General features: G+C 65.3%; 3 protein-coding genes. 1 reads left to right on the top strand and 2 read right to left on the bottom strand.

What is annotated here, in order from left to right; translation table 11 throughout:
* The coding region (locus tag JX325_RS14115; protein WP_204791727.1) for a hypothetical protein at window positions 1-681 on the bottom strand (681 nt) is incomplete at its 3' end.
* Window positions 682-758: 77 nt separating this feature from the next.
* Window positions 759-1,799: a stage II sporulation protein D gene (gene spoIID / locus JX325_RS14110; protein ID WP_204791726.1), complete on the bottom strand. Its 1,041-nt coding sequence runs from the start codon at window positions 1,797-1,799 to the stop codon at window positions 759-761.
* Between the two features lie 233 nt (window positions 1,800-2,032).
* Between spoIID and JX325_RS14105 the strand changes: the two genes are divergently transcribed.
* The coding region (locus JX325_RS14105; RefSeq protein ID WP_243414101.1) for an aminotransferase class I/II-fold pyridoxal phosphate-dependent enzyme at window positions 2,033-3,247 on the top strand (1,215 nt) is incomplete at its 3' end.

Raw genomic sequence — 3,247 nt, 5'->3', positions numbered from 1 at the left:
GTCCGCCAGGAGGGAGGCTCTACTCCCCGCCTGGAAACACATGGATTTCCGTTTTCCGTCCAGTTCGGCGGCGGGGTCCTGGGACTCGGGGACGGTGGAGGGCCTGCCGCTTGCGCCGGGGGATCCGCTCTCCGGCGCGGCCGCCTCCTTCGCCCGGATATAGTCGGCGTAGACGGAGTTCATGGGATACCGGGCGGCGTCGGCATAGGGCTTGTCCGACAAGCCGTAGTTCGGCTGGCGAAGCCAGACCATGCTGCCGTGCTCCACCTCGATCACCGAGTACACCAGATCGAAATACCGGGAAACGGTGTTGGCGGGAACGAAGACCGTCCCGTTCCGCTGGATGGCTCCCGGGTAATAGGTGCCGCCGTCGTTGTCCAGGGCGTAGCTGGCGGAGAGGTTGTAAGTCAGGGACCGCCCGCCGCTGTAGAGCACCAGGCGCCCCTGGTCGTTGTTGAGCACCTGGGAGATGCCCAGGGTCTCCCGGGCCGCGCCGGTAAAAATAGAGCTGGCGATGTAGACGTACCCCCCGCTCCAAAAGGGCATGGTGTTGTCCGACAGCGGCAGGACATAGCTGCCCACGGCGGTGAAATAAACCCGGTCCGCCGCATGAACGGGGGGGAGGGACAGCCAAAACGCCATCAGAAAACACAAGAGCAGCGCCGCGGCCCGCCGTTTCATAAGCCGTCCCTCCTTTGTAAGTTCTGTTGAAAACCAGTATATTTTATCACACCGGAAGGGGGTTTNTAAATAGCGGCTTAACCGCCGTAGGGCTCCACCGTCACCCCGGTGTAATAGTGGGTCAAAATCTCCCGGTAGTCCGCTCCCGCCGCCGCCATGGCGGCGGCTCCGTACTGGCTCAGCCCCACGCCGTGGCCGTAGCCGGTGACAAAGAAGACCATTTTGCCCTCCTGCGCTTCCCAGGTAAAGCAGGCGGAGCGGAGCTCCAAAGCCGCCCGCACCTGGGTCCCCTTTGCCCGCACGCCGCCCACGGAGACCGCGGCCACGCTGCCCGCGCTGTCGGCGGCGGGGTCCTTCAGCCAGCCCTCCATGCCGCCGGAGAGGTCCNCCCCGGGAAAGGCGGCCTGGAGCCTGGCCNTCAGCTCCTCCGCCGTGAACTCCACCCGGCTGTAGTAGTTGGGAATGCGCTCCCCCGGCTCCGGGGAGCTGACGGCCTGGAGATACGGCAGGTCGTTGACCCAGACCTCCCCCGCCGCCCGGGTCAGCCCCGCGGAGGACGAGTGAACCACCGCCAGAATGGGCACGCCGCCGTAGAGGATGGCCTCGCCGTCGGTGCTTCGCACCGCCGCCTCCACCTTGGCCTCATAGGAGGCGGCGTTCTCCCCCCAGTTGGCCCGGGCGCGCTCTTCGCCGGTGTACGCCTGGCAGCAGGTGTGGTCCGTGCAGACGTCGGCGGCCTCCCCGTGGTTCCCGCCGGACTGGAGCTTGTACAGCGTATAGGTCCTGGCGGCTACCGCCTGGGCTTTCAGGGCCTCAAGCTCAAAAGAGGCGGGCATCTCCGCCCGGACCACCCCCACCAGATAGGTCCCCAGGTCCATCTCCAGGACCTCCTCCCCATCCAGCACCCGCAGGGGCCGGGCGGCGTCCAGACCACCGCCGGAAACAGGGGGCGGAGAGGGCTCCTCCCTCTCCGTCTCGTCCACCGGCTCCTCCCGGCCGAAGAGGGCCGGGCGGAAGGGCGCCACCACCGCCAGGGGCAGCAGGAACAGCGCCGCCAGCAGCAGCACCGACACGGCGATGGACTGGCTCACCGGGCTCGTCCGTTTGTTTTGTCTCATAGGTCTCCTCCTTCGTAGCGGGGCGGAATGGGCTTCTTCCACCCTATGCGCCGGAGGCGGGAAACATACCCGGGGTATTACTTCCGCCCGTTCAGTTTGGAAGTAATATTTTGGTAAACGCTCCGTATTGCACGCTTAGTATATGCCGAAGCGTACCGGCTTATCGACCGCGTTCCCGAAATTTCCCCATGTCCATCCGCCGCCGGGAAATAGGGCTTGAAACCGCCCGCCGGATTCGCTATACTAAGCTTTATCGAAACCACCGACAGAAAGGNTGGACNTTTANGNAGCCTTACGCTCAGCTCACTCCGGCGGAGCGCGCCGGAGAATACGCCGGCCTGAAAGCCGAATGGGACGCTCTGAAGGCCCAGGGACGGCATCTCAACATGGCCCGGGGCAAGCCCGGCAAGCAGCAGCTGGACCTGGTCAGCGACATTTTCGGCCTGATGCAAAACCCCGGGGACTACGTCTCCGGCGGCCTCGACGTGCGCAATTACGGCGAGATGAACGGCCTCCCCGCCGCCCGGCGGCTCTTCGCCGATATCCTGGGCTGCAAGCCGGAGCAGGTCTTCGCGGGGGGCAGCTCCAGCCTTCAGCTGATGTATGACACCATCGCCAAGGCTTACACCCACGGCCTGCTTCACAGCCCCCGGCCCTGGTGCAAAGAGGAGGCCGTCAAGTGGCTCTGCCCCGCCCCCGGCTATGACCGGCACTTCCGGGTGACGGAGACCTTCGGCTTTGAGCTGATTACCATTCCCATGACGGACGATGGCCCCGACATGGACGCCGTGGAGGAAGCTGTCAAGGACCCCGCCGTCAAGGGCATCTGGTGCGTCCCCAAGTACTCCAACCCCGAGGGAATCATCTACTCGGAGCAGACCATCCGCCGCCTGGCGGCCCTGTCCCCCGCCGCGCCGGACTTCCTCATCATGTGGGACAACGCCTACTGCGTCCACGAGTTCGAGGGGGACTACGTGCCCTTCCCGGACATCCTCTCCATTTGCGCGGAGGCCGGGCGCCCCGATATGGTGTTTGAATTTGCCTCCACGTCGAAAATCACCCTCCCCGGCGCGGGCGTGGCCTGTTTCGCCTGCTCCGAGGACAACATGGCCCACATGGAAAAGCTCCTCGCCCCCCAGGTCATCAGCTTCGACAAGGTAAACCAGCAGCGGCACGTCCTCTACCTCAAGGACAAGGCCCACACCCTGGAGCTGATGAAGCGGCACGCCGCCGTCATGGGCCCCAAGTTCCGCAGCGTGGTGGATACCCTGGATAAGGAGATTGCCCCCCTGGAGATCGCCTCCTGGCGGCGGCCCAAGGGCGGATACTTCGTGTCCTTCGACGCCATGCCCGGCACCGCCAAGCGGACCCTGGCCCTGTGCAAAGAAGCGGGGGTCACCATGACCAGCGCCGGAGCCACCTTCCCCTACGGGAAGGACCCCCGGGAC

This window comes from Oscillibacter sp. CU971 (assembly GCF_905219725.1).
Taxonomy (GTDB): Bacteria; Bacillota; Clostridia; order Oscillospirales; family Oscillospiraceae; genus Oscillibacter.
The sequence above is the reverse complement of the archived record's forward strand: the minus strand, read 5'-3'. Positions and strand labels throughout refer to the sequence as shown.